Source organism: Allobosea sp. UC22_33 (assembly GCF_042700715.1).
Lineage (GTDB): Bacteria > Pseudomonadota > Alphaproteobacteria > Rhizobiales > Beijerinckiaceae > Allobosea.
This window is the reverse complement of record NZ_CP170556.1, coordinates 895,940-917,617: the sequence shown is the minus strand read 5'-3', so window position 1 is coordinate 917,617 and position 21,678 is coordinate 895,940. Positions and strand designations below refer to the sequence as shown.

The 21,678-nt window shown below is 69.4% G+C and carries 21 protein-coding genes; 11 read left to right on the top strand and 10 right to left on the bottom strand.

From position 1 onward, the window contains the following. Positions 1-28: 28 nt before the first annotated feature. Genes ACFJGT_RS04285 through lpxK form a run of 3 tightly spaced genes read left to right on the top strand, consistent with a single transcriptional unit; the run spans position 29 to position 3,071 of the window. A complete protein-coding gene (locus ACFJGT_RS04285) occupies positions 29-766 on the top strand; it encodes a lysophospholipid acyltransferase family protein (RefSeq protein ID WP_377846220.1) in 738 nt (245 codons plus the stop codon). Continuing rightward, positions 763-2,067 carry a 3-deoxy-D-manno-octulosonic acid transferase gene (locus ACFJGT_RS04280; protein ID WP_377846218.1) on the top strand — a complete coding sequence of 435 codons (1,305 nt, stop codon included), beginning with the start codon at positions 763-765 and terminating at the stop codon, positions 2,065-2,067. The genes ACFJGT_RS04285 and ACFJGT_RS04280 overlap by 4 nt, the downstream gene beginning before the upstream one ends. Beyond that, positions 2,067-3,071: a tetraacyldisaccharide 4'-kinase gene (lpxK, locus tag ACFJGT_RS04275; RefSeq protein WP_377846216.1), complete on the top strand. Its 1,005-nt coding sequence runs from the start codon at positions 2,067-2,069 to the stop codon at positions 3,069-3,071. Before ACFJGT_RS04280 ends, lpxK begins: the two co-directional genes overlap by 1 nt. On the opposite strand, the gene ACFJGT_RS04270 is transcribed toward lpxK, so the two are convergent. Beyond that, positions 3,068-3,289: a DUF2093 domain-containing protein gene (locus ACFJGT_RS04270; protein WP_061964934.1), complete on the bottom strand. Its 222-nt coding sequence runs from the start codon at positions 3,287-3,289 to the stop codon at positions 3,068-3,070. The genes lpxK and ACFJGT_RS04270 overlap by 4 nt on opposite strands. 110 nt (positions 3,290-3,399) lie before the next feature. Here ACFJGT_RS04270 and ACFJGT_RS04265 point away from each other — a divergent pair, with 110 nt between their 5' ends. Further along, on the top strand, positions 3,400-4,212 hold the full coding sequence (locus ACFJGT_RS04265) for a dienelactone hydrolase family protein (protein ID WP_377846213.1): 813 nt from the start codon (positions 3,400-3,402) through the stop codon (positions 4,210-4,212). A gap of 3 nt (positions 4,213-4,215) precedes the next feature. On the opposite strand, the gene xseA is transcribed toward ACFJGT_RS04265, so the two are convergent. Further along, positions 4,216-5,811 (bottom strand): exodeoxyribonuclease VII large subunit, encoded by a 1,596-nt coding sequence (xseA, locus tag ACFJGT_RS04260; RefSeq protein WP_377846210.1) that lies wholly within the window; start codon positions 5,809-5,811, stop codon positions 4,216-4,218. A gap of 91 nt (positions 5,812-5,902) precedes the next feature. Between xseA and purD the strand changes: the two genes are divergently transcribed. From purD to ACFJGT_RS04245, 3 genes are read left to right on the top strand one after another with little or no spacing between them, the layout of a single operon-like run. Then, entirely contained in the window at positions 5,903-7,180 is a 1,278-nt protein-coding gene (gene purD / locus ACFJGT_RS04255; RefSeq protein WP_377846208.1) for a phosphoribosylamine--glycine ligase, read from the top strand. Between the two features lie 33 nt (positions 7,181-7,213). Then, positions 7,214-8,128 (top strand): alpha/beta fold hydrolase, encoded by a 915-nt coding sequence (locus ACFJGT_RS04250; protein ID WP_377846206.1) that lies wholly within the window; start codon positions 7,214-7,216, stop codon positions 8,126-8,128. Then, entirely contained in the window at positions 8,125-8,955 is an 831-nt protein-coding gene (locus ACFJGT_RS04245; protein WP_377846203.1) for a patatin-like phospholipase family protein, read from the top strand. Before ACFJGT_RS04250 ends, ACFJGT_RS04245 begins: the two co-directional genes overlap by 4 nt. Here ACFJGT_RS04245 and ACFJGT_RS04240 read toward each other — a convergent pair. Next, positions 8,915-9,661, bottom strand: a complete 747-nt coding sequence (locus ACFJGT_RS04240) for an ArsR/SmtB family transcription factor (RefSeq protein ID WP_377846201.1) — start codon at positions 9,659-9,661, stop codon at positions 8,915-8,917. The genes ACFJGT_RS04245 and ACFJGT_RS04240 overlap by 41 nt on opposite strands. Before the next feature lie 105 nt (positions 9,662-9,766). Between ACFJGT_RS04240 and ACFJGT_RS04235 the strand changes: the two genes are divergently transcribed. Both ACFJGT_RS04235 and ACFJGT_RS04230 read left to right on the top strand, forming a co-directional pair. Further along, positions 9,767-10,510, top strand: a complete 744-nt coding sequence (locus ACFJGT_RS04235) for a sulfite exporter TauE/SafE family protein (protein WP_377846199.1) — start codon at positions 9,767-9,769, stop codon at positions 10,508-10,510. A gap of 101 nt (positions 10,511-10,611) precedes the next feature. Next, positions 10,612-10,863 carry a hypothetical protein gene (locus ACFJGT_RS04230; protein ID WP_377846197.1) on the top strand — a complete coding sequence of 84 codons (252 nt, stop codon included), beginning with the start codon at positions 10,612-10,614 and terminating at the stop codon, positions 10,861-10,863. A 3-nt stretch (positions 10,864-10,866) separates the two neighbouring features. On the opposite strand, the gene ACFJGT_RS04225 is transcribed toward ACFJGT_RS04230, so the two are convergent. Continuing rightward, positions 10,867-11,331, bottom strand: a complete 465-nt coding sequence (locus ACFJGT_RS04225) for a nucleoside deaminase (protein ID WP_377846195.1) — start codon at positions 11,329-11,331, stop codon at positions 10,867-10,869. 123 nt (positions 11,332-11,454) lie between these two features. Between ACFJGT_RS04225 and ACFJGT_RS04220 the strand changes: the two genes are divergently transcribed. After that, positions 11,455-13,683 (top strand): pseudouridine synthase, encoded by a 2,229-nt coding sequence (locus tag ACFJGT_RS04220; protein ID WP_377846193.1) that lies wholly within the window; start codon positions 11,455-11,457, stop codon positions 13,681-13,683. Positions 13,684-13,686: 3 nt separating this feature from the next. Beyond that, positions 13,687-14,250: a 16S rRNA (guanine(966)-N(2))-methyltransferase RsmD gene (gene rsmD, locus ACFJGT_RS04215; RefSeq protein ID WP_377846190.1), complete on the top strand. Its 564-nt coding sequence runs from the start codon at positions 13,687-13,689 to the stop codon at positions 14,248-14,250. A gap of 29 nt (positions 14,251-14,279) precedes the next feature. Here the strand turns inward: rsmD and ACFJGT_RS04210 are convergent, their stop codons facing one another. The 6 genes from ACFJGT_RS04210 to ACFJGT_RS04185 form a co-directional block, all read right to left on the bottom strand. Then, positions 14,280-14,708: a GFA family protein gene (locus tag ACFJGT_RS04210; protein ID WP_377846188.1), complete on the bottom strand. Its 429-nt coding sequence runs from the start codon at positions 14,706-14,708 to the stop codon at positions 14,280-14,282. Between the two features lie 37 nt (positions 14,709-14,745). Beyond that, entirely contained in the window at positions 14,746-16,551 is a 1,806-nt protein-coding gene (gene mutL, locus ACFJGT_RS04205) for a DNA mismatch repair endonuclease MutL (RefSeq protein WP_377846186.1), read from the bottom strand. 188 nt (positions 16,552-16,739) lie between these two features. Beyond that, positions 16,740-18,065 carry a glucose-6-phosphate isomerase gene (locus ACFJGT_RS04200; protein ID WP_377846184.1) on the bottom strand — a complete coding sequence of 442 codons (1,326 nt, stop codon included), beginning with the start codon at positions 18,063-18,065 and terminating at the stop codon, positions 16,740-16,742. 129 nt (positions 18,066-18,194) lie between these two features. Next, a complete protein-coding gene (locus ACFJGT_RS04195; protein WP_377846182.1) occupies positions 18,195-19,490 on the bottom strand; it encodes a M16 family metallopeptidase in 1,296 nt (431 codons plus the stop codon). Between the two features lie 58 nt (positions 19,491-19,548). Next, entirely contained in the window at positions 19,549-20,838 is a 1,290-nt protein-coding gene (locus ACFJGT_RS04190; protein ID WP_377846180.1) for a M16 family metallopeptidase, read from the bottom strand. Between the two features lie 144 nt (positions 20,839-20,982). After that, positions 20,983-21,624, bottom strand: a complete 642-nt coding sequence (locus ACFJGT_RS04185; protein WP_377846178.1) for a hypothetical protein — start codon at positions 21,622-21,624, stop codon at positions 20,983-20,985. Between the last annotated feature and the right edge of the window lie 54 nt (positions 21,625-21,678).

Below are 21,678 nucleotides of genomic sequence, written 5' to 3'. Positions count from 1 at the left end.
CGACAACGGGCTTAGAACGTCAGGAACCATGGGTTTTTCGATCCTCAAGACGCGCGTGGCGCAGGAAACGCTCGGCCGCCTGCTGGCCGGCTATCTGCGCCTCGTCCAGCGCACCAACCGGATCGTCTTCGAGCCCGCCGACATCTACGACCATGTCCGGCCGGACCTGCCGCTCATCTTCGCGATGTGGCACGGCCAGCACCTCATGATCCCCTTCGCCCGGCCGGACTGGATGCCGGCCTGCTCGCTGGTCTCGCGCCATGGCGATGGCGGCTTCAATGCCGTGGCGCTGCGCGAGCTCGGCATCGGCGCGATCCGGGGCTCTGGCGCGCTCGGCAAGAAGATCCGCGAGAAGGGCGGCGCCGCCGCCTTCCTCGCCATGGTCCGCAGGCTAGCGGCGGGCGACACCATGGTATTGACCGCCGATGTGCCGAAGCGCGCCCGCATCGTCGGCCCCGGCATCATCGCCTTGGCCCGCGCCTCCGGCCGGCCGATCCGCGCCGTTGCCGTGGTGACGAGCCGGCGCATCGATTTCAACAGCTGGGACCGCGCCTCGATCGGCCTGCCCTTCGGGCGCTGCGCCATCGTCGTCGGCGAGCCGATCCTGGTCGCGCGCGACGCCGACGAGGCGACGCAGGAGGCCACCCGCCTCGCCGTGCAGGCCAGCCTCGACGATGTCCATGCCCGCGGCTACGCGCTGGTCGGCAGCCGCGATCCGGGCGCCGGCCTGCGCGAGAAGCAGCTCGCTGCCGGGGCGCCGGCATGAGCGGCAAGGGCGCGATCCTCCGCAGCTATCGCTATGCGACGGCGCTGCTGGAGCCAGTCGCGGCGGGGCTCCTGCTCTGGCGCCAGCGGCGCGGCAAGGAAGATTCGACACGCCTTGCCGAGCGACGCGGCCATCCGGGCGTCAAGCGCCCGAACAAGCCACTGATCTGGCTGCACGGCGCCAGCGTCGGCGAGACCGTGACCCTGCTGCCCCTGATCGCCAAACTGCAGAAGCGCGGCTTCGCCGTGCTGGTGACCTCCGGCACGGTGACCTCCGCCAAACTGATGGCGGCGCGGCTGCCAGGTGGCGTGATCCACCAATACATTCCGCTCGACGTGCCCCGCTATATGCGCCGCTTCATGGATCACTGGCGGCCGGACCTGTGCCTGATCTGCGAATCCGAGATCTGGCCGAACCTGCTGATCGAGGCCCAGCGCCGCGACTTGCCCGTGGTGATGGTCAATGGCCGCATGTCGGAGCGCTCCTTCGCGCGCTGGTACAAGACGCCGAAGACATCGCACTTCCTGCTCTCCTGCTTCGAGGCTTGCCTGGCGCAGTCGCAGGGAGATGCCGAGCGGCTGGCCCAGCTCGGCGCCCCGCGCGTCAGCGTCGCCGGCAACCTGAAATTCGACGTGCCGGCCCCGCCCGCCGATCCCGACACGCTCGCCATCCTCGACGGCCAGACGACGGGCCGCCCGGTCTGGATCGCCGCCAGCACGCATCCCGGCGAGGACGAGCTGGTGCTTGCGGCCCATCTCGCGATCAAGCCCTATCTGCCGAAGCTGCTGACCATCATCGCGCCGCGCCATCCGCAGCGCGGCCCGGATATCGAGGCACTGGCCGCGGCCAACGACGTCGCCGTCTCGCGCCGTGCGGCCGGCGGCAGCCCGGAGCGCGACGTCGATCTCTATGTCGCCGACACCGTCAACGAGCTCGGCCTGTTCTACCGGCTGTCGCAGGTCGCCTTCCTCGGCGGCTCGCTGGTCGAGGGCATCGGCGGACACAATCCGATCGAGCCGGCCAAGCTCGGCTGCGCCCTGCTGCACGGCCCCTATGTCCACAACAATGCCGAGATATTCGCCGCCTTCGATCGCGATGGCGGCTCGCGCGAGGTCGCGGATGCGCAGGCGCTGGCCGGCGCGGTCCATCGCTGGCTGAACAACCCGGCCGAGGCCCGGCAGGCGGCGCGCGCCGCCGCGCAGACCGCGACCGAGCTCGGCGGCGCGCTGAACCGCACGCTGCACGCAATCGAGCCCTTGCTGATGCGCGTCGCCATCGGCCAGCGCGAGAGCGCGCCCTGATGCTGCGCGCCCCGCGCTTCTGGTGGCGGGACAAGCCCACGCTGCTCGCCCGGCTGCTCCAACCGCTCGGCGTCCTCTATGGCCGGATCACCTTGCGGCGCATGCGGCAAACCGGAACCGATGCCGGCCTGTCGGTGATCTGCGTCGGCAATTTCATCGCCGGCGGCGCCGGCAAGACGCCGACCGCGATCGCCATCGCGCGCCTGCTGGACGAGCGGGGCGAAAAGCCCTTCGTGCTGATGCGCGGCTATGGCGGCAAGCTTGCCGGGCCGGTCGAGGTCGACCCAGACCGGCATCGCGCGGTCGATGTCGGCGACGAGCCGCTGCTGATGGCCCGCCATACCCGCACCGTCATCGCCCGGGACCGGGTGGCAGGCGCAAGGCTGGCGCGCGGCCTCGGCGCCAGCATCATCGTGATGGATGACGGGTTGCAGAACCCGTCGCTCCTCAAGCATCTCAAGCTGGCAGTGGTCGACGGAGCAAGCGGCGCCGGCAATGGGCTTTGCCTGCCGGCCGGCCCCCTGCGCGCGCCGCTCGCCGAGCAGATGGGTGAAGCGGACGCTGTCATCATGATCGGCCCGGGGGACGCGCGCGAACGCGTCGCCGCTGTCGCGCGGGCGGCGAAGAAACCGGTTCTCGCGGCGACCCTCAAGCCCGCCGATGCCGCGGTCGAGCGCTTGCGCGGGCGGAAAGTCGTGGCGCTGTCAGGGATCGGCCGGCCGGAGAAATTCGTCGCAACGCTGCGCGATGCGGGAGCTACCGTCGTTGCCGAGCAGGCGCATGGCGATCATCACGCCTATCTGGAAAGCGATGTCGCGGCTGCGCTGGCTGCTGCACGCGCGCACGCTGCGCTGGTCGCGACGACGGAGAAGGACTGGACCAAGCTCGCGCCGCTCTGGCCAGAGGCCGCGCGAGGATTGCTGGTCGTGGTACCGGTCTCGCTGGCCTTCGCGGAGCCGGCCGGGATCGAACGGTTGCTGGCAACCCTCGGCAGAACGGGCTAGGCGCGGCCGGCGCGGCGCAACCTCAGCAGCGCGGCTTCCGACGAGGCATAGGCCTCCTGCCACTCGATCGACCAGTAGCGGAGATCGTCGAGGCGGATCGGCGCGCCCGTCACCGCACAGCGCACGAAGGCGCCGGGCTTGACGACGCGGAACTCGCCCGGGCCGTAATCGACCACGGCTTCGGGACCATGAGGCGGAAGGCGCTCGCTGATATTCATCAAAATTGCATCAAATCATTGATCGGGAAACGGAAAGCCGGGATACTCCGGGGTTTGTGATAACCTTCTGGTCGACGATGTCCAGTCTCCAGCGCCTCCTGGCGTTCCTGATGAGCCTTGCGCTGCTCGCAGCGCCGGCCGCCCGCGCCGGTGGCTACGAACGCGTCGCCATTCCCAGCGAACAGGGAACGCTGACCGGCGTCTTCTATCTGCCGGCCGGCCAGGGGCCTTTCCCGGCCGTGATCGCCCTGCATGGTTGCGGCGGCTTGTGGCGTGAGCATGGCCAACTCTCGATGCGGCACGCCGATTGGGGCGAGCGGCTCGCCGCCGCCGGCTTCGCTGTGCTGATGCCGGACAGCTACGGCTCGCGCGGGCTCGGCTCGCAATGCGGCGTGAAGGACCTGACGGTCCGAGCCGGCCGCGAGCGCGTCGCCGATGCCGCCGCAGCGCGAATCTGGCTGCAGCAGCGCAACAATATCAAACGCGATGCCATCTCCCTGCTCGGCTGGTCCAGCGGCGGCCTGACCGTGCTGACGGCGATCCGCAAGGAGCAGACCCCGACCGACGGCAAGCCCGATTTCAAGCGCGCCGCCGCCTTCTACCCTGCCTGCCGGAGCCAGTCGGAATCGCCGAGCTTCTCCGCCCGCATCCCGCTCCTGATCCTGATGGGCGATGCCGACGACTGGACGCCTGCGGCGCCCTGCAGCTATCTCGCCAAGGCGGCGCAGGCGCGCGGCGAGCAGGTCGGGCTCGTGCTCTATCCGGGCGCGCTGCATGATTTCGACCATCCGCGCCTCGAGGTGAAGGAACGCGAGAACATCGCCTATTCCGCCAGCGGCACCGGCAAGGCCACGGTCGGCACCAATATGGCGGCGCGCGAGGACGCGCTGAAGCGGGTCAAGGCCTTCCTGACCGCTCCCTGAGCTTCAGAACAGGTCGCCCTGCGTTCCCGATGGCGGCCCTTTGCGGGCCGGGCGTGGCACCGACGGCTTGGCTCCGCCAGTCTCGCCACCTGAGACGGTCACGCCGAAGCTGCCATCCGCCACCTGCACCGAGAGCCCCCTTCCAGGCTGGGCCGCCTCGACGCTGCGAACCAGCGCCCCGGCCTCGTCGCGGATCAAGGCATAGCCGCGAGACAGCACGGCCTCCGGCCCGAGCGAACGGATCAGCGCCCAGAGCGAGGCCAGCCGGTCGGTGCGGCGATGCAAGGTTTGGCCGAAGGCGCGCTCCGCGCGCTGTGCCAGTACGGACGCCCGTTCGCCGCGCTGAACAAGGCTTTGCCCGAACGCGTTGCGGGCCCGCGTCTCCAGCGTCGCGAGACGATCGCGCGCATTGGCGACCCGGATACGCTCGCCGGCCAGGGCGTTACCTTTGGCGGCGGCTAGCGCACGCCCGAAGCCGTCGAGCTGCGTCCGCAAGCGAACGAGCGCGAGCCGGGGCGAGCGCGCCTCCAGCCGGCGAGACAAGGCCTGCAATTGCTGCTCATGCGTGCGCGCATTGCGGGCAAGGGCTGGCGCCAGCCGCGTCGCGGCGAGATCGAGCCGCTGGCGCGGGCCGGACAGAACCGCCTCGGGACCCGGCAAGGCGCGGGCGAGCGCCCTGAGATCGCTGCGCCGGCGATCCGAGAGGCGCAGCATCGCCCCGGCATGACGGCGCGCGAGATCGGCGACGAAACCCATCAGCTCCGCCCGCACCGGCACGACCTTCTCGGCCGCGCCTGTCGGCGTCGGCGCGCGCAGGTCCGCGGCGTGATCGATCAAGGTCCAGTCCGTCTCGTGGCCGACGGCGGAGACCAGCGGAATCCCGGAAGCCGCGGCGGCGCGGACCACGACCTCCTCGTTGAAGCTCATCAGGTCTTCGAGCGAGCCGCCGCCGCGCGCGACGATGATGACGTCGGGACGCGGGATGCGCCCGCCTGCCGGCAGCGCATTGAAGCCGGCAATGGCATTGGCGACCTCGGCGGCGCTGGTCTCGCCCTGTACACGCACCGGCCAGACCAGGACATGGCGGGGAAAGCGATCCTCAAGGCGGTGCAGGATGTCACGGATGACCGCGCCGGTCGGCGAGGTCACCACGCCGATCACCGAGGGCAGGTAGGGGATGAGCTGCTTGCGCTCCTCGGCGAAGAGCCCCTCTGCGGCGAGGCGCTTGCGGCGCTCCTCCAGCAGCGCCATCAGCGCGCCGGCACCGGCCAGTTCCAGCGAATCGACGACGATCTGGTAGCTCGACTTGCCGGCGAAGGTCGTGATCTTGCCGGTGGCGACGACCTCCAGTCCTTCCTGCGGGCGGGTCTTCAGCCGGCCGAAGACGCCCTTCCAGATCACCGCGTCGATCTTGGCGTTGGTGTCCTTCAGCGAAAAATAGACATGGCCGGAGGCGACCGGGCCGCGATAGCCGGAAATCTCGCCGCGCACGCGCACGAAGCCGAAATTGTCCTCGATCGTACGCTTCAGCGCTCCCGAGAGGTCAGAGACGCTCCATTCGGGCGCATTGCCGGTCGTCTGCTGCGATTCGCTGCTCATGCTCGGACCATAACCGGACGGACGATACAGCAGAAGCGTTGCCCGCAACGCCCGCTGCCGCTATTGCGCCCGTGACGGAGCGGAGAGCGCGATGAAAATTCTTCTGATCGGTTCGGGTGGCCGCGAGCACGCGCTCGCCTGGGCGATTTCGGCCTCGCCGCTCTGCGACACGCTGTTAATCGCGCCGGGCAATCCCGGCACGGCCCATTGCGGCGAGAATGTCGTGATCGATATCGCCGACCACTCCGCCGTGGTCGCCTTTTGCAGGCTGATGAGCGTCGGCCTCGTCGTCGTCGGGCCGGAGGGGCCGCTCGTCGCCGGCATCGCCGACGACCTGAGGGCGGCTGGGATCAAAGTCTTCGGCCCGTCCAAGGCCGCGGCCCAGCTCGAAGGATCGAAGGGCTTCACCAAGGAACTCTGCGCCGAATTCGATATCCCGACCGCCGGCTTCGGCCGCTTCGGCGATGCCGCTTCCGCCAAGGCCTATATCGCCAAGCAGGGTGTGCCGATCGTGATCAAGGCCGATGGGCTCGCCGCCGGCAAGGGCGTGATCATGGCAGAGACCTTGGATGAGGCGAACGAGGCCATCGACATGATGTTCTCGGGCGGCTTCGGCGCGGCCGGCGCCGAGGTCGTGGTCGAGGAATGGATGATCGGCGAGGAAGCCAGCTTCTTCGCGCTCTGCGACGGCACGCATGCCCTGGCGCTCGCCTCGGCTCAGGACCACAAGCGCGTCGGCGACGGCGATACCGGCCCGAATACCGGCGGCATGGGCGCCTATTCGCCCGCCCCCGTGATGACGCCCGCGCTGACCGAGCGCGTCATGGCCGAGATCATCCGGCCGACGCTCGCCGGCATGGCCAAGCGCGGCACGCCGTTCCAGGGCGTGCTCTTCGCCGGGCTGATGATCACGGCGCAGGGGCCGAAGCTGATCGAATACAATACCCGTTTCGGTGATCCCGAATGCGAGGTGCTGATGCCGCGCCTCAAGAGCGACATCGTGCCGGCTCTGCTCGCCGCCTGCGACGGCGTGCTCGACCGGGTCGACCTGCGCTGGCGCGACGAGGCGGCGCTGACCGTGGTGCTCGCGGCCAAGGGCTATCCGGCCAAGCCGGAGACCGGCAGCGTGATCCGCGATGTCGAGAAGGCCGAGGCGCTGGACGATGTCCTCGTCTTCCATGCCGGCACGAAGCTTTCGAACGGCGATCTCGTGGCGCATGGCGGGCGCGTGCTCAACGTGGTCGCGCTCGGCAAGACTGTCGGCGAGGCACAGAAGCGTGCCTATCAGGCAGTCGACAGGATCGACTGGCCCGGCGGCTTCTGCCGCCGCGACATCGGCTGGCAAGCGGTCAAGCGCGAGCAAGGCTGACAGGGCGCTGTGACGGGGGTTATGCTCTCAGACATGGCGAACATCGACAGTCTCTTCCCCGGCTTCAAGGCGCACTGGATCGACGGCCCGGTCGGCAAGATCTTTGCGCGCGTCGGCGGCGAAGGCCCGCTGCTGGTGCTGATCCACGGCTTTCCGCAGACCCATGCCGAATGGCATCGGCTGGCGCCGGAACTGGCCAGGACCCACACGGTCGTCTGCCCGGACCTGCGCGGCTATGGCTGGTCGGCCGCGCCGCATGGCGATGGCGGGCAGGAGACCTACACCAAGCGCGGCATGGGCGAGGACATCGTCGCGGTGATGCAGGCACTCGGCCATATCCGCTTCGGTGTGATCGGCCATGATCGCGGGGCGCGCGTCGCCTATCGCCTCGCGCTCGACCATCCCGGCCGCGTCGAGCGGCTCGTCCTGCTCGACATCCTGCCGACCGTCTCGATGTGGGAGGGCATGAATGCGGCGCGCGCGATGCAGGTCTATCACTGGACCTTCCTGGCCCAGCCCGAGCCGATTCCCGAAAACCTGCTCAAGGCCGATCCGGTCGGCTGGCTCGACCGCACCATCGCGAGCTGGAGCCGGGCGAAGAATCTCGACCTGTTCGATCCCCTGGCGATGCGGTCCTATGCGGAATCCTTCAGCGATCCGTCGCGGACCCATGCGGCCTGCGAGGATTATCGCGCAGGCGCCGCCACCGATATCGAGCACGACAAGGCCGATCTGGCGGAAGGCAAGCGCATTCTCTGCCCGGTGCAAGTGCTCTGGGGCGAGGCCGGGATTCCGGCCAAGGGCGCAAGTCCGCTGGATGTCTGGCGCGAGACCTTCGCGCCGCAGGCCGAGGGACAGGCGATCGATAGCGGCCATTTCCTGCCGGAGGAGAACCCGCAGACGACGCTGGCGGCGCTGAAGCCTTTCCTGGCGCGGGCGGTGCCTTGAGCGAGATCGCGCTTGTGCTCGGGGCCGGCGGAGCGCGCGGCCTCGGCCATATCGCCGTTCTGGAGGCTTTCGACGAACTCGGCCTCAAGCCCGCGCGCATCGCAGGCTGCTCGATCGGCGCCATCATCGGCGCGGCCTATGCCGCCGGGCTCTCCGGCCAGGCGCTGCGCGAGCATGTGCTCACGACCTTCCGCGACCGGGCGCGGGTGATCGCGCGCCTGCTCGACTGCCGCGTCGGCAAACTCGCCGATCTCGTGCGCGGGCTCGGCAACCCCGTGCTGATCGACGGCGAACGCCTGCTCGACCTGTTCTGGCCGGAGGCCGTGCCCGACCGTTTCGAGGAGCTGGCGATCCCGTTCACGGCGATCGCGACCGATTACCACCGCCATGTCGCACTCGCGCTGCATGACGGACCGCTGACGCCGGCCGTCGCCGCCTCGCTCGCCATTCCCGGGCTGGTGCGGCCTGTCGCTCTCGGCGGGCGCGTGCTGATCGATGGCGGCGCGATCGATCCCCTGCCCTATCGGGATTGGCTGGCGCCCGGCCGCATCGTGCTTGCGGTCGACGTCAGCGCGCCGATGACCGAGCCCGGCGAGCCGCGCATTCCCGGCGCGATGGAGGCGCTGGTCGGCGCCTCGCAGATTCTGACGCGCACGCTGGTGCAGCGCGAGATCGAGCAGGAGCCGCCGGACATCCTGATCCGGGCCGGTGCCGACGGCGTCGGTGGGCTCGATTTCTTCAAGGCGAAAGCGATCCTCGCGGCGGCCGAGCCGATCAAGGACGAGGTCAAGCGAGCGCTGGGGCGGGCTCTCGAATCGCGGGGCTGACCGGCTCAGGCGCATCGCAGCGGAAGCCGGGAAGCGCGGCTTCCAGCACCGCCCTGCCATCATCGGTCAGGATCACGGCGCGACTGTCCTTTCGGCGGCGCACCCAGCCCATCTCGAAGCAGCGGCAGGCAAGCGACGCCGCGAGATGGCCGGCGAGATGCGGCCGGCGCTCGCTCCAGTCCAGGCAGGGACGCAAGGCGGCGCGGCGGCTCCTGGCGCTGGCGTCGGGATCGAGCCCGAGCGCCCGGAAGATCGCCTTGCCCGAAGTCGTCAACGCATAGCCGCCCTCGCTGGCAGCGAGATGGCCGCCCGCCATCAGGGCATCGTGGATGCCGATGCCGAGCCTTCCGGCGAAATGGTCGTAGCAGGTGCGGGCCTGGCTCAGTTCGGCGCCGACGCGGGAGGGCAGGCGCCGGCTCGTGCCGTCGAGATTGGCCAGCACCATCAGCCCTTCCAGCGCCGTCGCGACTTCCGGCCCGGCGAGCCGGTAATAGCGGTGGCGCCCCTGCACGGCGACGTCGATCAGACTGCCCTGCATCAACTTGGCGAGGTGGCCGCTTGCCGTCTGCGGCGCGACGCCCGCGATCCAGGCGAGTTCCTTGGCCGTCAGCGCGCGCCCATCCATCAGCGCGTGCAGCATGTTGGCGCGGGCCGGATCGCCCATCAGATGGGCGATCTCCGCAAGATAGGGACCGTGGGTGCTCATGCCGACATGATGCGCCATCCCGCCATCGCCGCAAGCGGGAACACTACGGCGACGGCCGTAGCATCGGGCCGCGACAGCCGCCGCGAGCGATGCCACAAGCGAGACATGGACAACACGACCCTCCTCCTCTTCGTCACCGCGACCTTCGTGCTCGCCGGCTTCGTCAAGGGCGTGATCGGGCTGGGATTGCCGACCATCGCGGTCGGCATCCTCGGCGTGGTCATGGCGCCGGCTCAGGCGGCAGCGCTGCTGGTCGTGCCCAATCTCGTCACCAATGGCTGGCAGATCGCGACCGGGCCGAAGCTCGGCTCCACGCTGAAGCGGCTCTGGCCGATGCTCGCGACCATCTGTCTGGGCACATGGGCCGGCGCGGGGCTGCTGCAGCAGCAGAAGGACGGCAGCGCCACGCTCTGGCTTGGCGCCGCGCTCATTCTCTACGCACTCGTCGGTTTGAAGGCGGCGAAGCTGCGCGTTCCGGCGCGCTGGGAAAGCTGGCTCGGACCTGTCATCGGCTTCACCACGGGCGTCGTCACGGCGGCGACCGGTGTCTTCGTGCTGCCGGCGGTGCCCTATCTGCAGGCGCTCGGCTTCGACAAGGACGAGCTGGTGCAGGCGCTCGGTATCTCCTTCATCGTCTCGACGCTGGCGCTCTCCTTCGGGCTGATCGGGGCCGGGGCGCTCAACGGCACCGTGGCCTGGCAATCGCTGCTGGCGCTGGTTCCGGCTCTGATCGGGATGGGCGGCGGCCAGTTCATCCGCAGCCGGATCTCGCCTGCGACCTTCAAAATCTGTTTCTTCGCCGGGTTGCTGGCGCTGGGTGCCTATCTCTGCTGGCGCAGCCTCGCCTGATGGTGCGGCCCTTGCTTGGCAAAGCGGGCCGGAGCCGGCGGGTTTAACCAAGCGCTAACCATACGGGCGCAGCCTCGACCGGCAGCAACGGGAGCGCCTGCATGGATGCCTTCACCATGGTCATCATGGCCTGCGTCGCCGGCGAGGCGCATTGCGCGACCAGCCGCATCAGCGAAATGAGCTTCACCACAGCACAGGCCTGCGAGGCGCGGATCGACGACATCGCACGCACGATGACCCGGGAATTCGGCAAGCGCCCGGAATTCAAAGGCCGGCAGGTGACCTATGACGTCTCCTGCATGGACCGCGCGCAGCTCGCGGCGAAATTCGGCATCGCCTCGTCGGATACCTGAGCGTCAGCGCCGCTCGCGGAAGAAGTCCCGGAGCAGCGCCGCGGCTTCCGTCTCGCGCAGGCCGCCATAGACCTCCGGCGCATGATGGCAGGTCGGGCTCTCATAGAGCCTGACGCCGTTCTCAACCGCCCCGCCCTTCGGGTCACCCGCGCCGAAATAAAGCCGCCTGATCCGCGAAAACGAGATCGCCGCCGCGCACATCGGGCAGGGTTCGAGTGTGACGTAGAGATCGCAGCCGATCAGGCGCTCGCTGCCGATCGCCTCGCAGGCAAGCCTGAGCGCCAGCATCTCGGCATGGGCGGTCGGGTCCTTCAATTCCAGCGTACGGTTGCCGGCGCTGGCGAGGATCGTTCCGTCACGCACCACGACCGCACCGACCGGCACCTCACCACGCATGGCGGCCGCCTTCGCTTCGTCGAAGGCGAGTGCCATGGCGTCGACGGTGGATGAGTGTTGCGGCAGCGACATCGAAAACCCCAGTTTTGACGCTCGCAGCGAAGGAAAGCCTCTGCTACAAGCGCCGGTCATAGCGAATAAGCGAGCCAGGCCTTTCCCGCAAAGCGGTTGTGCTCGGCCGGCTCAGGAGCAAGCATGAAAGACGACGACAACAACAGAGGCCGCGGCCCACGCAAGGGCGGTGGCGCCGGCGGCCGTGGCCCCGGCTCCGGTGGCAAAGGCTTCGGCGGCAAGCCCTTCGGCAGCCGTTCAGGCGGCGAAAGCCGCGGCCCCGCGCGCGATGGCGAGCGCAAGCCCTTCCGCAGCCGCCCGGCCGGCGATGACCGCCCGGCCCGCGATGGCGAGCGCACGCCTTTTCGCGGCCATTCGGCCAGCGGCGAGCGCCCGGCCCGCCGCTTCGAGCGCCCTGCCGGCACTGAGGGCGAGGCTCCACGTCCGCGCCGCTTCGATGGCGACCGGCCGGTCCGCGCCAGGGCCGAGGGCGAAGGCCGCGGCTTCCGCGAGCGCTCCGGTGATGAGCGTCCGCGCCGCACCGGCGACCGTCCCTTCGCCGGCCGCGACCGGCCGCAGGGTGACCGGCCGCCGCGTGGCGAGAGCCGCGATGGCGAGAAGCGTTTTTCGCGTCCGCGCGCACCGCGCTTCGAGGGCCAGGACGACCGCCCGCGCCGCCCGCGCGAGGATGCGCCCGAGCGCAAGCTGATCACGGCGGATGAGCCGGAGCGGATCGCCAAGGTGATGGCGCGCGCCGGTGTCGCCTCGCGCCGCGACAGCGAGGCGATGATCGCGGAAGGCCGCGTCAGCGTGAACGGCACGGTGCTGGAGAGCCCGGCCCGCGACGTGAAGCCGACCGATATCGTGCTGATCGACGGCGAGCCGTTGCCGGCCCGCGAGCGCACAAGGCTCTGGCTCTACCACAAGCCCCGCGGCGTGGTGACGACCAATTTCGACCCGGAAGGCCGCCCGACCGTCTTCGACGTGCTGCCGGAAGACCTGCCGCGGGTACTGACCATCGGCCGGCTCGACATCAACACCGAAGGCCTGCTGCTGCTGACCAACGATGGCGGGCTGGCGCGGGTTCTGGAGCTGCCGGAGACCGGCTGGCTCCGGCGCTACCGCGTGCGCGCTTTCGGCGAGGTGACGCAGGATGTGCTCGACACGGTGAAGGACGGCGTCACAATCGATGACGTCCATTACGGGCCGGTGATCGCGCGCTTCGAACGCCAGCAGGGCTTCAACACCTGGCTGACGGTCGATTTGCGCGAAGGCAAAAACCGCGAGGTCAAGACCGTGCTCGAGCATCTCGGGCTGACGGTGAACCGCCTGATCCGCATCTCCTTCGGCCCGTTCCAGCTCGGCGAGCTCGAGGAGGGCGAGGCCGACGAGATCCGCTCGCGCGTGCTGCAGGACCAGCTCGGCACCGAGCTCGCAGCCAAGGCCGGCGCCGATTTCGAATCGCCGCGCCGTGACGCCCTGCCCGCCGCGCCGCGCCCGGCGCCTGCCGGCGAGGATCGCCCGCGCCGCCGCCGCGACGAAGCCGGCCGCGATGACGAGCCAGCCCGCGCGCCGCTGCGCGGCGACAAGCCCTGGACCCGCACGGTCTGGCGCGATGCCGAGACCGAGCCGCAGCGCGAGCGCAAGGCCCCGCCGCGCCGCGGTGCCGACCCGAAGCTGGAGCGCCAGGAGCGCGAGGCCACCGGCGACGTGAAGCGCCGCCGCGACACGCCGATCGCCGACCCGAAGGGCCGGCGCGTGCTGGTCGAGCGCGTCCGCGCCCCCGTTTCGGAAGAGCGCGCTGCTCCCGAACGCGAGAGCAAGCGCAGGCCCGACCGCTTACCGCGCCAGGAGCGTGGCCGCGAAGAGCGTGGCGGGGATGAGGCGCGCACGTCACGTCCCCTCTCCCGCACCGGCGGCGATGAGCGGCCGGCGCGGCGCCCGCGCAGCGAAGCCGGCGAACGCGACCGCGGCGGTGATCCCCCGTGGGAGGATCGCGCGCCGCGTGGCGAGCGTCCCGACCGCGCCCCGCGCGACGGCACTGAGCGTCCTGCCCGCGCCTTCCGCGAGCGTTCGTCCGAGGACCGGCCGCGTGGCCGCAGCTTTGGCGACAAGCCCGCCGGCAAGAGCTTTGGGGGCAAGAGCTTCGGCGCTCGCTCTTCGGAGCGCTCGGGCGATGATCGGCCCCGCGGCCGCAGCTTCGGTGACAAGCCGGCCGGTAAAGGCTTCGGGGGCCGCTCCTCCGAGCGCCCTGCCGGCGGCGGGCGGCCCTTCGGCGGCAAGCCGGGCGGGGGGCGACCGGGTGGCGGCAAGGGTCCGCGCCCCGGTGGCGGTGGCAGAGGCCCCCGTCCCGGTGGCGGCAGCCGCGACTAAGCGATGCGGATCGTCGGCGGACGTCTGGGCGGCCGGCCTTTGGCCGGCCCGAAACCGGGGATCGGCAGCATCCGGCCGACCTCGGACCGTCTGCGCGAATCCCTGTTCAACGTGCTCGTCCATGCCTATGGCGAGGCGCTCGAGGGCGCGCGCGTGCTCGATCTCTTCGCCGGCACGGGCGCGCTCGGCTTCGAGGCCTTGTCGCGCGGCGCGGGCTTCGCGCTGCTCGTCGATGACGGCACCGAGGCGCGCGGCATCATCCGCGAGAACCAGATGGCGCTCGGCATTGCCGGCTTTAGCCGCATCTTCCGCCGCGACGCGACCAAGCTCGGCCCGATCACCGGCATGGCGCCCTTCGGCCTCGTCTTCTGCGACCCGCCCTATCGCAAGGGGCTGGGTGAAAAGGCGTTGGTTTCAGCCCGCGAAGGCGGCTGGCTCGCGCCGAACGCGCTGATCGTGCTGGAAGAGGCAGCGGATGCCGAGATCAGCCTGCCGGATGGCTTCGAGGAGCTGGAGCGGCGGGGCTATGGTGAGACGCAGGTTCTGGTGCTGCGGGTCACATCCTAAGCCCTCACGACGTCCCCGCCTCGCAGACCTCAGCCTTGGCTCGGCTCGTAGCGTAGGATGCCGGCTATCCCCGCCTTTGCCCCGGCGGGCCTGTCGCTGGGATGGTTGATGCCGTCATTGACCTGCAGCTCCCGGAAGTCGAACGGGCTGGCACCTTCGATGCAGGCCACGTTCACCCCGAGCTGTCCGGGATTCGAGCGGCGCTGGTGATGGGTGTAGATGCCGCAGCCCAGGCAGAAATAGTGCTTCGCCGTCCGGGTGTTGAACTGATACTCGCCGAGCTTGTCCTGGCCCGAGACGATCCGGACGTCGCTCGCCGATACGACGACTGCGCCGCGCATGCGGCAGAACGAGCAATCGCAGCGGCGCGCCGTTTTCATGCCATCGACCAGGGTCGCTTCGAAGCGGACGCTTTTGCAGTGACAGGCCGCCTGAACAATCTCGTCACCTGCCATCATCGCCTCCTGAACCGCTGTGTCGACGCCTTATACGCGCTTACCGCCGCCCGAACAGTCGCTCGATATCCGAGAGCTTCAGTTCGACATAGGTCGGCCGGCCATGGTTGCACTGGCCGGAATTGGGCGTGATCTCCATTTCGCGCAGCAGCGCATCCATCTCCTCGGGGCGCATGCGGCGGCCGGCGCGGACCGAGTTGTGGCAAGCCATCGTCGCCAGCACATGGTCGAGCCGGCGCTCCAGCGAGCCGGCGGTGCCGTGCTCCGCCAGCGCATCGGCAACATCGCGGACGAGGCGCTGGAGATTGCCGCCGGCAAGCTGGCTCGGCGCCTCGCGGACCAGCACCGCGCCGGGGCCGAAGGATTCGAGCACAAGGCCAAGGCTTTCGAGCTCGCTGCCGGCCGCAATCAGGCGGTCGGCATCGACCGGGTCTAGCTCGACCACTTCCGGCAAGAGCAGGGGCTGGCGGGCGATGCCGTTGCGGGCGCGCTCGGCCTTCAGGCGCTCATAGACCAGCCGCTCATGGGCGGCGTGCTGATCGACGATGACGACGCCCTCGCGGGTCTGGGCGACGATATAGGTCTCGTGGACCTGGGCACGGGCGGCGCCAAGCGGCCGGTCGAGCGCATCGGCGGACGGTTCTGCGAGATGAGCGCGGGCGTCGGCTGAAGGCGCGCCGAAATCGGAGAAGCCGGATTGCGGAGCGCTTGACGGGAACGGAGCCGGCGCGTTCCAGCCCGGCGCCTGGGGGAAGGAAGGACGCGGGATCGCGTTGCCGCTCCCGCCCATCGAGAGCACGGCGCGGAAGGCGTCGAGCGTGCGGGCGCCGCCCGTCGTGGTGGCGCGATGGCCGGCGGCGGCGAGCGCCGCCTTCAGGCCGGAGACGACGAGGCCGCGCACCAGCGCGGGATCGCGAAAGCGCACCTCACTCTTGGCCGGGTGAACGTTGACATCGACCGAGCGCGGATCGCAGCCGATATCGAGGAAGAGCACGGGGTGCCGGTCGGAAGGCACGACATCGGCATAGGCGCCGCGCACCGCCGAGAGCAGCAATTTATCGCGCACCGGGCGGCCGTTGACGGCAAGATGCACGCCGGCCGAGGTGCCGCGATGGAAGGTCGGCAGGCCGGCGAAGCCGGAAATACGGAAGCCCTCGCGCTCGGCGTCGATGCGTAGCGCATTCTCGGGAAAGTCGCGGCCGAGCGCGCGGCCGAGGCGGCGCAGCAGACCCTCCTCGCCGATCGGCTCGGCCGGCCAGTCGAAGGTGCTGATATGCTCGCCCTCGAGCGAGAAGCGGATTTCGGGGTGGGCGATGGCGAGACGCCGCAGCATCTCGGAGACGGCCTGCGCCTCGGCCCGGTCGCTCTTCAGGAATTTCAGGCGGGCCGGGGTGAAGATGAAGAGGTCGCTGACCTCGATGCGCGTGCCGAATGCGGCGGCGACAGGACGGACGACGCCCTTCTCGCCGGCCTCGACGACGAGACCGGAGCCCTGCGCGGCATCGCGCCGGCGCGTTGCGATCGAGAGCCGGGCGACCGAGCCGATCGAGGGCAAGGCCTCGCCGCGGAAGCCGAGCGTGTCGATGGCGAAGAGGTCGCCGTCGGGCAGTTTCGAGGTGGCATGACGGTCGACGGCGAGTTCGAGGTCATCGGGCGTCATGCCGGCGCCGTCATCGACGACGCGGATGAGTTCTCGGCCGCCACCCTGGATGGTCACCGCGATCGACCGCGCGCCGGCATCGATCGCGTTCTCGACCAGTTCCTTCACGGCCGCAGCCGGCCGCTCGATCACCTCGCCGGCGGCGATGCGGTCGACCAGGACGGGATCGAGGCGGCGGACGGTCATGGTCTCTTCGTCGTCATAGGTGCGTCACCTTCAACCTTTGTCATTCCGGGGCTTCGCGTCAGCGAAGAACCCGAAACCCACGACTGGGTGAGAGATTTCTGGCGACACTTATATGGGCTCGCCCAGTCGTGGGTTCCGGGTTCGGCTCTGCGAGCCGCCCCGGAATGACAACGGGCGCGCCCAGCGACTCAGGCCCGCCCCTCGGCAAGATAGCGCTTGGCGAGGAGCTTCGCTTCTTCCACGGCCGGCTGGTCGAACGGATCCACACCCATCGCGTAGCCGGTCAGGATCGTCTCCAGCATGAAATGCATCAGCATCTCGCCATGGCTGGTCTCGTCGATGCGCTCGACATGGAAGCGCCGGACCGCGCAGCCGTTCTTGGCGAAGGTATCGATCATGGCGATGCCTTGCGCCGCGACGAGATCGCCGATGGTCTTGCCGGCGAAATCGGCCTGCCCGATCTTCTCCGCCAAGGCGGCGTCGATCTGCGGGCCCTTGCCCTTCACGCTGTTGGTGATGACCGTGAAGAACTTGTCCTTCGGGCCGGCGAGATAAAGCTGCTGCTGCGAATGCTGGTCGACCGGGCCGAGCGCGCCGACGGGCTGCGTGCCCTGCCCGTCCTTGCCGAGGCTTTCGGCCCAGAGCTGCATCCACCAGCGGGTGAGCAGCGCGAGTTTGTCGGCATAGGGCATGAGCACGGCGATGTTCTTGCCTGAGCGCATGGCCGCGAGATGCAGCGCGGCACCGATGGCGGCCGGCGTCTCGTTGACGCCCTTACCGGCGAAGAGCGGCGCGACCGCGCGGCTGGCGCCGAGCCGGAGCGCCTCGATATCGAGGCCGAGGACGGCGGCGGGCAGCAGACCGCAATTGGTCAGAACGGAATAACGCCCGCCGACATCGGTGTGGTGTTCGAGGAAAGGCGTGCCGAAAGGCTCCAGCAGCGCGCGCAAGGGATGCAGCTTGCCGGGTTTGGCCGGCTCGGACAGGCCCTCGAAATGCGTGCCGATCTCCTGGTCGGTCAGATGCGCGCCCCGCAGAGCCTCGATCGCCGCGATCGACTGCAGCAGCGTCTCGCCGGTGCCGCCCGATTTCGAGATGGCGACGAATTTCGTCGTCTTGAGCGGCAGCTTGGCCAGCAGTGCCGCATAGGTCGCCGGGTCGAGGTTGTCGATGAAATGGACATGCGGGCCGGCGGTGAACTGCGAGAGGCCGGCGATGCCGTGGCCGGTGAGCTGCGCCAGGGTCTGGCCGCCGAGGCTGGAGCCGCCCGTGCCGAGCACCAGCACGTCGGTGGTGCCGCCCGATTTCAGGCGATGGGCCGCGGCCTTGACCGGGCCGAGATCGGCGGTGTCGCTGGGCAGCTTGAGCAACGGGAGCGAACCATCCTTGGCCTGCGCCTGCAGCTTCGCCAGCGCGGGCTTGAGATCGGCCAGCGCCGTCTCGAAGGCCGCATCGGGAATGCCGCCCTTGCCGACCTTGGATTCGAGCGCGAGATCGAAGCTTTGCTGAAGCATGAACCTATCCGTATCGACGAGAAGACGAAGGCTTGAGCAGCGGACTGCATCTCAGTCCGATGCTCAAGCTTTAATATTGCATCGGCTTTCCCGAAAATCGCATTCCACTTTTCGGGCCGATGCTTTGATTCAAACCAGCGCGACGGGCTTGCCAACCGCCTGGACGAGCAGTTCGGGGTTGCCGAACAAGCGCTGCGCGACGCGCCTGACATCGGCCAGCGTCACCGCTGCGAAGAGACTGTTGCGGCGGGCGAGGAAGTCCGGCGTGTCGCCGCGCAGCGCCAGTGACAGCAACTCGCCCGCGATCTTCGGCGAGGTGTCGAAGCGCAGCGGATAGGAGCCGATGATGTAGCGCTTGGCCTCCTCGACCTCGTGCTCGGTCGGCCCTTCCTCGGCGAGCTTCAGCATCTCCTCGCGAATGACCTTCATCGATTCGGCGGCGCGGTCGTTGCGGGTGGCGGTGCCACCGACCAGCATCGCGCTCTCGCGCATCGGCATCAGGCTGGAGGATACGCCATAGGCCAGCCCGCGCTTCTCGCGCACTTCCATGAAGAGGCGCGAGGTGAAGGCCGAACCGCCGAGGATATGGTTCAATACACTCGCCGGGATGAAGTCCGGATCGTGCCACATCAGGCCCGGCCCGACGAAACGCAGCACGGTCTGGGGCACGTCGAGATCGATGACATGGGTCTGGCCGAGGCCCTGGATCGGCAAGGGCTGCGCTGGACGCGGCCGCGCCTTGCCCTTGGGCAATTCACCGAACAGTTCATCCAGCCGCCCGGCCAACTCGGCCGCCGTGATGTCGCCGACGACGACGATCTTGAGACCCGCACGATCCAGCAGCGTGGGCCTGAGCGCCTTCAGCGCCGGCGCTTCAAGCGTCGAGACGCTGTCGATATCGCCCTTCTCGGGCCGGCTGTAGGCGTGCCCCGGGAAGGCCGCGGCATAGAGCGCGTTGCGGCACATCACCTCGGGATTCTTCGCCTGGCGCTGCAGCCCGGCAATGACCTGGGCGCGGACGCGGGCGACGGCGTCGGCATCGAAGCGCGGCTTGTTGAGCGCCAGGCCCAGCAGGTCGAAGGCGGTGTCGCGATGTGTCGAGAGTGTCTGGAGATAGCCGTGGAAATCGTCGCGCCGGGCCTCGAAACCGAGGCTGATGGCATGGTCGGCCATGCGGCCCTGGAAAGCCTCGGCGTCGAGATCGCCGGCGCCCTCGTCGAGCAGGCCGGAGATCAGGTAGGCGCTGCCGGCGGCGTTGTCGGGATCGCGGCTGGCGCCGCCGTCAAAGGCGAAATCGACCGCGATCAAGGGCAGGCTGTGCTCCTCGACCAGCCAGGCCTCGACGCCGCCCGGCGAGCGGACGGTCTGGATGGCGATGGCGGGGCCGGCGGTGTTGAGCTTGGGCGTCGGAATCGGGGCGTTCATGGCGCTTCCTGTCGGCGGGACGCGAAGGCCCCGCCCGTTCGAACACGGGACGGCGGCGTCAGGCCGGCAGCAAGAGGCCGGTGACGCTGCGATCAGGCTTGAGATAGCGCCGCGCGGCCTCGATCACGGCATCGCGGGCGACGGCCTCGATGCGCTGCGGCCAGGCGAGCACATCCTCGACCGTCTCGCCGACGGCCAGCGCCGAGCCGAAGATGCGGGCGAGCGAGGACTGGTTGTCGCGGGCGAAGATGGTCTCCGCTACCAGCCTTGTGCGGGCGCGGGCGAGTTCGAGCTCGCTCGGTCCATCCGCCAGGAAAGCGGCGAGCGCCGCGTCGAGCCCGGCCTCCATCGCCGCCATCTCGACGCCGGGGCGCGGGCTGGCGGAGATCTGGAAGGCGGCGCGATCGACCATCGAGCCCATGAAATAGGCGCTGGCACCGGCGGCCAGTTCGTCCTCGACGCAGAGCCTGCGATAGAGCCGCGAGGTCGTGCCGCCACCGAGGATCTCGGCGACGAGCTCGAGCGCCAGAACCTCGTCGCGCTCGCCGGCCGTATAGGTCGGGGTCAGCCAGCCGCGGCGCAGCGAGGGCTGTTGCACGCGGGGGTCGTTGAGCTGGACGCGGCGCGAGGCGCGGGGCTCCGGCTCGATCGGGCGGGAGCGGACGGGCGCAGCGCCGCGGGCCGCGATCTTGCCGTAGGTCTCCTCGGCAAAACGGCGGACCTCCGTCGCGTCGGTGTCGCCGGCGACGACGAGGATCGCGTTCTCCGGCGTGTAGAAGCGCTGGTAATAGGCGAAGGCGTCATCCCGGCTCAAGCGCTCGATCTCGTGCTCCCAACCGATGATCGGCGTGCCGTAGGGATGGTGGAAGAACAGCGTCGCGGAGAATTCCTCGCCGAGCTGGGCGGAGGGGTCGGAATCGACGCGCATGCGCCGTTCCTCCAGCACCACGTCGCGCTCGGGCGCGACCACGCTCTCGTCGAAGGAGAGGCCGGTCATCCGGTCGGCCTCGTAGTCCATCATCGCGCGCAGGTGTTCCTTCGGCACGCGCTGGAAATAGGCGGTGTAGTCGAAGGAGGTGAAGGCGTTCTCCTGGCCGCCATAGCCCGCGACGATCTTGGAGAATTCGCCGGCGGGCCAGCGCGCCGTGCCCTTGAACATCAGGTGCTCGAGGAAATGCGCGATGCCGGACTTGGCCGCCGGATCGTCGGCCGAGCCGTTGCGATACCAGACCATGTGCGTGACGACCGGAGCACGCCGGTCCTTCACGACGACGACATCGAGGCCATTGGCCAACCGGAAGGATTCGACCGGCTCCGCCGGGTCGGTCCGGTGCGCATGGATGTTCACCTGTTGCCGTCTCCTCGATCGAAAAAAAGGGCGGGCGCGACGCGCCCGCCCTTCATGACAACTTGGTCAGGCGACCCTGCTTCGGCAAGGGGCGACCGGAGCCTGGGGCAGACCCGTGTGATCGCTTTCGCCGAGACCGGCTGATTACTCGATCACCGGTATGCGGCCGGTCGAGAATTCGCGAATGCCTGCAGACTGCTTGTCTTCGACCGGGCCACGCGCGCCCGGACCGACGGGCGCCGTCCCAGCCGGGCGACGATAGCCGGTCGGCGGCTCGGTGAGCGCGCGGCGCGGCGGCTCGGAGCCGTAGGTCACGGCGTTCTCGTCGACCTTGGCCTGACGCGCGGCCATCTCGCGCCCGACCACGATCGGCTTGATGATGTTGTTGTAGTTGTTGTCGTCTTCCGCGAAGCGCGGCCCGACCGGCGCACGCGTCGTCCGGCCGCGGCGAATCTCCTCGGGCGACATGCGCGCGATGTTCTTCAGGCCGAGAGGCTCCTCGTAAGGTGCCGGGTTGGCCGCATCCCTGCGGCGCTGGACGTCCGGATCGCTCGGCCAGGCGGCATTGCGCTCGCTGGCCGCCTGCTGCGGACGCGGCAGCGTCGAGTTCGGCGGCACGACCAGCGGCGCACGGGCGCGATAGTCGATATCGCCCCCCTCTCCCTTGCCGAAGACGCCCTGCATGAAGTTGTAGATGAGCGAGCCTTCCTGAGCGAAGGCCGGCTGCGCCCCGAGCACAAGCCCGCCGGCGATGAGCAGATGAGCCACGCGGATGCGTTTGGCCATGTCAAAACTCCCTTCGGACAATCTCGCCCCGTCTCAAACCCCAGACGAACGGCA